Source organism: Bartonella sp. AD328YNZD, assembly GCF_042196425.1.
On record NZ_JBHIQG010000176.1, the window covers coordinates 1 to 5,241 of the forward strand.

Consider the following 5,241-nt stretch of genomic DNA (forward strand, 5'->3'; position numbering starts at 1 on the left):
TATCGAATGGTGTGTCTTCAGGAATGCGAGTTTCCATGTTTTATCTCCTTGAATATGCTGGAGATACAATGCCTTTTTGCTAATTATGTTCCAAAAAGGAATAGGAAAGATCTAAAGTTAAGATCGAGATCATCATGGTGGGGCATTTTCTTTTGAAACTTTGTTTAAAGCGCGTTCATAGAGAGTTTTTGTTGATCATAAAAAAGGGTGTGAAAACGACAAGGTACGCTTATAGGGCTTTATGAGGTCATAATAATATGGATGCTTTTTTGTTTATATTCTTTCATAAATTTGAATTTTTATCTCATGACAACGTCTTGGTCGATAAACATATGATAAGCGTTACGAATGGGAATATATTTATGTTTCATGAATAAAAGCACACTTTGTATAGAGAGCTCTTTCTTTGTGTTTTCGCTATTGTATTCTTTTGACAAATGCTTTTCTTTTTGATTGTATCAAAAAGTTTAAAGAGAGACCTTGTTAGGATATAAAATGTTTCGTTCAACTTTTTTTAAAAATCGTGAAATCTATGGACCTCTTTGTATTGGCTTTGATCCGAGCCATAAAGTTTTGCAATCGTGGAAACTAAGCTTTGATTATAAAGGTCTAAAAGATTTTTGTGATATTCTCTTAACAGCAGTTGTGGGTAAAGTAGGTATTATAAAGCCGCAAGTCGCATTTTTTGAATTATATGGTGTGGAAGGTCTTCAAGCTCTGAAAGAACTGATTGAAAATGCACACGAACAAGGCATATTGGTTCTGGCGGATGCAAAAAGGGGGGATATTGGCTCTACTGCTGAAGCCTATGGTAAGGCTTGGCTTGGTTCAAGCAGTGCGTTCAAAGCTGATGCCATGACAATTAATCCTTTTTTGGGTTTTGATGCTCTTATTCCTCTGATAAAGGTTGCTGAAGAAACAGGAGCAGGGGTTTTTGTAGTGGTTCAGTCTTCTAATCCAGAGGGGAAACAAATACGAAATGCGCTTATTGGTGACCAGACACTCTCTCTTCATCTTGCACAGTGTATTTGTGATTATAATAGTCAGTCTTCGGTTCTCCATCATAATATTGGCCCCATAGGTGCGGTTATAGGAGCGACATTAGGATCTGAATCAAAAGATACAATTGAGCAGTTAAACAGTAGTCTGTTTCTCGTTCCAGGTATTGGCACCCAAGGTGGAACAATGACACAACTAGCAAATCAATTTCCACAAAGACTTTGGCAGAATGTTATTCCCTCTGTATCACGCTCTATTACAGATGCTGGACGAAATATTGTTGATTTAAAAAATGTTATCAATCATTTTGCAGAACAAGCGCAAAGCACACTGATGTCTTGAGGATTTTTGCATCTGTAATAAATCTGAAGAATTCTGAGAGGGAGGGCTTTTGAGGGGGATGTTTCCGATTTATCCAGAATCAACAGTTGCTTTGTGGTTTCTTTCAACAAGCACAGATGTCTTTTCATTGAATGTTAAGCGTGCATTTCATGTTGAGTGGGGGGCTATGTTCCTATTGAAAATGCAAATATTTTCAGTAGATTGCCTTAAGGGTAAAGGTTTGCATCTTTTAAAAGCAAAAGCTTATGCATATTGTTACCAGTTTCCAGTTGATAAAGGTATTGCAGCGTTTGTTTCTATAAGATAGACACACGTTATCGGTGAATATATATTGTTGTTAGAGAAAAATATGTTATCAAAACAAGAAAAAACCAAAGCCCGTTTACCCCGTGGGTTTGTTGATCGTACAAGTGCACAGTTGTATGCAACTGAAACAATGATTGCGCAAATTCGTGAAGTTTATGAACTTTATGGTTTTGAAGCACTGGAAACACCAATTTTTGAATATACAGATGTGCTGGGTAAGTTTTTACCGGATTCAGATCGTCCAAATGCGGGCGTTTTTTCGCTACAAGATGATGATGAGCAATGGATGTCTTTGCGCTATGATCTGACTGCTCCTCTTGCTCGTTATTTTGCAGAGAATTTTGAAGTTTTGCCAAAACCTTATCGCAGTTATCGTCTTGGCTTTGTTTTTCGCAATGAAAAACCAGGTCCAGGGCGGTTTCGGCAATTTATGCAGTTTGATGCGGATATTGTTGGAACACCAACGGTAGCAGCTGATGCCGAAATTTGTATGATGGCAGCCGATAGTTTGGAAAAACTAGGGTTTCAGCATCATGAATATGCCATTCGTCTGAATAACCGAAAAATTCTCGATTGCGTTTTAGAGAAAATTGGTTTGGGGGGAAATGAGCAGGCTGAAAAGCGCTTAACTGTCTTAAGAGCAATTGATAAACTGGATAAATTTGGTTCTAAAGGGGTGCGTTTGCTTTTGGGAAAAGGGCGTTTGGATGAAAGTGGTGACTTTACAAAAGGGGCGGAGCTTAAGGATAAAGAGATTGAGTGTATTCTTACCTTAACTGCTGCTGGAGCTGAAACAGCAGAAGAAACGCTTGAGGCTCTTAAAGAAGTGGTTGGTGATCATGTTCAAGGGCGTGAGGGAATTCGTGAGCTTGAGGAAATGCAAGCAATTTTTGCCGCAAATGGTTTTCAGAATCGTATCAAGATTGATCCATCGGTGGTGCGTGGACTGGATTATTATACAGGTCCTGTCTTTGAGGCTACGTTGCTGTTTGATGTTTTCAATGATGATGGGCAGAAAGTTGTTTTTGGCTCCGTTGGTGGTGGTGGGCGCTATGATGGATTGGTGGCACGCTTTCGTGGTGAAAACATTCCAGCAACAGGTTTTTCAATCGGGGTCTCACGCTTGATCGCTGCTTTGCAAAATCTTGGAAAGTTGCCTATGAAGGAGACAACAGGGCCGGTTGTGGTGCTGATGATGGATAAAGAGCCAGAGGCGGTTGCTGGTTATCAAAAAATGGTGATGCAGTTGCGTGGTGCGGGAATTCGTGCTGAGCTCTATTTGGGGGCATCGGGGATAAAAGCGCAGATGAAATATGCGGATCGACGCCAAGCGCCTTGTGTGGTTATCCAAGGCTCACAAGAACGTGAGAGCGGAAAAATACAGATTAAAGATTTGATTGAAGGGGCGCGGTTATCTCATGAGATCAAAGATAATCAAACATGGCGTGAAAGTCGACCAGCACAAGTGACGGTTGATGAAGATCAATTGGTCAAAACGGTACAGAATATTTTAGCTACCCAAAAGTGATAATGGTAAAAGTCTTTATCGAAAGGATTACCTGAAATATTCGGAAAAGTTGAGATTCAATTTTTGAAATTTGTGCTTTGCTCGTTTATACGTGCTGGCACACGCGTTCAAAAGTGGGGTTTTGAAGTGCGTGCGGCATAAAAGAGAGATTTTTTAAGAGATAAAAGTAAGCGCTATTCGCTATAAAATGTGCCCTTCTGAGGATGCGATGATAATGCGTTAAAATGTGCAAAAAAAATAGTAACGAACAAAAACTCTGAGAAAATTAAAGGGTTTCACGTAATGCTTCTGAAAAAGTTTATAAAATATTGACAGTTTATATTGGCTTCATCTTTGAATTCTCATCTATGAGTATCAAATCCTTTGATGTTCTCTTCTTGGACATTACAAAATCTAGCCTTATTGCAAAAGGAGGGAGAACTAGAGCGTTTTATCCTAAAAAACTTTTTAAGCTTCAAAAAACAATGGAATGACTTAAATCGAACAATTTTTTACAGGAGCATGTTTGGATGAATTGTAAGCTGCTATAATGGTAACCTACTGATAATATGCATTTTTCATAAAATCAATTCTTTAACGGAGAAATGAAAATGGTCCAATATGATTTTACTCTGCTCTATGAACGAAATCCCTTTATTCTTGAAAGACCTGAGAATATTGGAAAATCATTTAAACTTCCTCCTTCAAATTTCGGATTTGAAGATCTTCCGCAAATTACCTTTTCAGGCGCCTCGTCATGTCGGCGTATGATTTTTGGGTTATCATTTAATGGTATGAAAGCATTTTTTGTGATGTTGTGGCAATTAGGGAAAATGTTAGATGAGGGGGATAATGTGGATTTATGGTTTGATCAGATAACATTGGATCTTGATATTCTTGAAGAATTTTTGACTTGCGATCTTTCAATTCAAGAACCAGAATATCTTAATTTTGAAAGTTTTAAAGAAGGTATCAAAGAATTAGAAACAAATAAAATTGTAGCGAAGGGGACAAAAAAAGATTGTTATTTCATCAATCCAGATATTTTTGGTCTTCCTGAATGTGATGAAGATTTTGAGTTCGATGAAGAGGAAGAGATAGAAGCACGTTTTACGGTAGAATACCCGAATAAACAACTCCTTTAACCGTTTTTCTCTTAGAGAAAAATAAAAGCTTAGAATAAATGGCTATGAGAACAGTAATGAGTTTGTTTATGGTATGTGAATTGGAATGTTTGCGGGATTTGTTTTGATTGAATCTTCTTTATAAACGGTTCTTTATGCAGAGCTGTTTTTATGCCGTGTTTGATTATTTTTTATGAGACATAACTCAATTTGAACTGTGCGCCTCTTCAAACAAATGTTTGATCTGTATTTTCTCTCTTGATGCTTTTGTGTACCTTGCAGTCTTAATGTTCACAGCTTTCGCCTTTGAAAGCATTTACGAGAAGCATTTTCACTCTTTTTAATGGTTTATTCATATGCCAATCCCACTTGCTAATGAGCAAAAAAATAGTTTTAAGGGATTCAATATAAGAAGGGATAAAATAAAACAATCTTATGATATTCGGCTCCTCTCATTTAATATGAGAAATTATAAATCAAACCATTTTCAACATAAAGTTTTTCTCAACATGAGGAGCTCAGCGTTGATTTTGCATAGTTTATCTATATGTTAATCCTTGATGTTTCCGAGAGAGTTTTGCATGAATTTGCGCATTTGGCAATTGCATCAGCATTTTTTGATAGCGTGCAACAGCTTTTAACTCTTTGATTTTTTAGTACCACAACGGGGCCAGATTTTTCATCAGCAATTTTTCAAGCTTTTACAAAGCCGTTAGAACATAAAATATTTATTGAAAAAATTATTGCTTTAATCTTTTCTCACAGAAGGCACACAATAAACTTATAGGGTCTGCTTTCACGAATAGATGTTGCAAAAAATAAACGACACAAACTTTCCTGCTCAGGAAATTTGTGTCGTAAAATTTTGTTTAAATGGACGATTCGGGGTTGGAATTAGCTTTTCAAGGCTTTTAAAACATTTTGTGGTGAAGAAACTTCGTAAGGATCTGTTGCACAATTATC

Annotated in this window: 4 protein-coding genes and 1 pseudogene; 4 read left to right on the forward strand and 1 reads right to left on the reverse strand. The window is 37.1% G+C overall.

Going from position 1 to position 5,241, the window contains the following annotated elements; genetic code table 11:
- Positions 1–495 precede the first annotated feature (495 nt).
- The 4 genes from pyrF to ACFIO3_RS08450 all read left to right on the forward strand — a co-directional run bounded on the left by pyrF (position 496) and on the right by ACFIO3_RS08450 (position 4,299).
- Positions 496–1,341 (forward strand): orotidine-5'-phosphate decarboxylase, encoded by an 846-nt coding sequence (gene pyrF / locus ACFIO3_RS08435; protein WP_375607231.1) that lies wholly within the window; start codon positions 496–498, stop codon positions 1,339–1,341.
- A gap of 49 nt (positions 1,342–1,390) precedes the next feature.
- Positions 1,391–1,648 carry a hypothetical protein gene (locus ACFIO3_RS08440; RefSeq protein ID WP_375610618.1) on the forward strand — a complete coding sequence of 86 codons (258 nt, stop codon included), beginning with the start codon at positions 1,391–1,393 and terminating at the stop codon, positions 1,646–1,648.
- Between the two features lie 42 nt (positions 1,649–1,690).
- A complete protein-coding gene (gene hisS, locus ACFIO3_RS08445; RefSeq protein WP_375614708.1) occupies positions 1,691–3,175 on the forward strand; it encodes a histidine--tRNA ligase in 1,485 nt (494 codons plus the stop codon).
- Between the two features lie 590 nt (positions 3,176–3,765).
- Complete coding sequence (locus ACFIO3_RS08450) at positions 3,766–4,299, forward strand: replication protein (RefSeq protein ID WP_375607234.1); 534 nt, start codon at positions 3,766–3,768, stop codon at positions 4,297–4,299.
- Between the two features lie 873 nt (positions 4,300–5,172).
- On the opposite strand, the pseudogene ACFIO3_RS08455 reads toward ACFIO3_RS08450, so the two are convergent.
- Positions 5,173–5,241, reverse strand: a pseudogene (locus tag ACFIO3_RS08455) (peroxiredoxin); the annotation flags it as partial.

What these genes read in the sequence shown, in the direction of transcription:
- pyrF (WP_375607231.1), top strand. Translation starts at nt 496, where the DNA reads ATGTTTCGTTCAACTTTTTTTAAAAATCGTGAAATCTATGGACCTCTT.
- hisS (WP_375614708.1), top strand. Translation starts at nt 1,691, where the DNA reads ATGTTATCAAAACAAGAAAAAACCAAAGCCCGTTTACCCCGTGGGTTT.
- ACFIO3_RS08450 (WP_375607234.1), top strand. Translation starts at nt 3,766, where the DNA reads ATGGTCCAATATGATTTTACTCTGCTCTATGAACGAAATCCCTTTATT.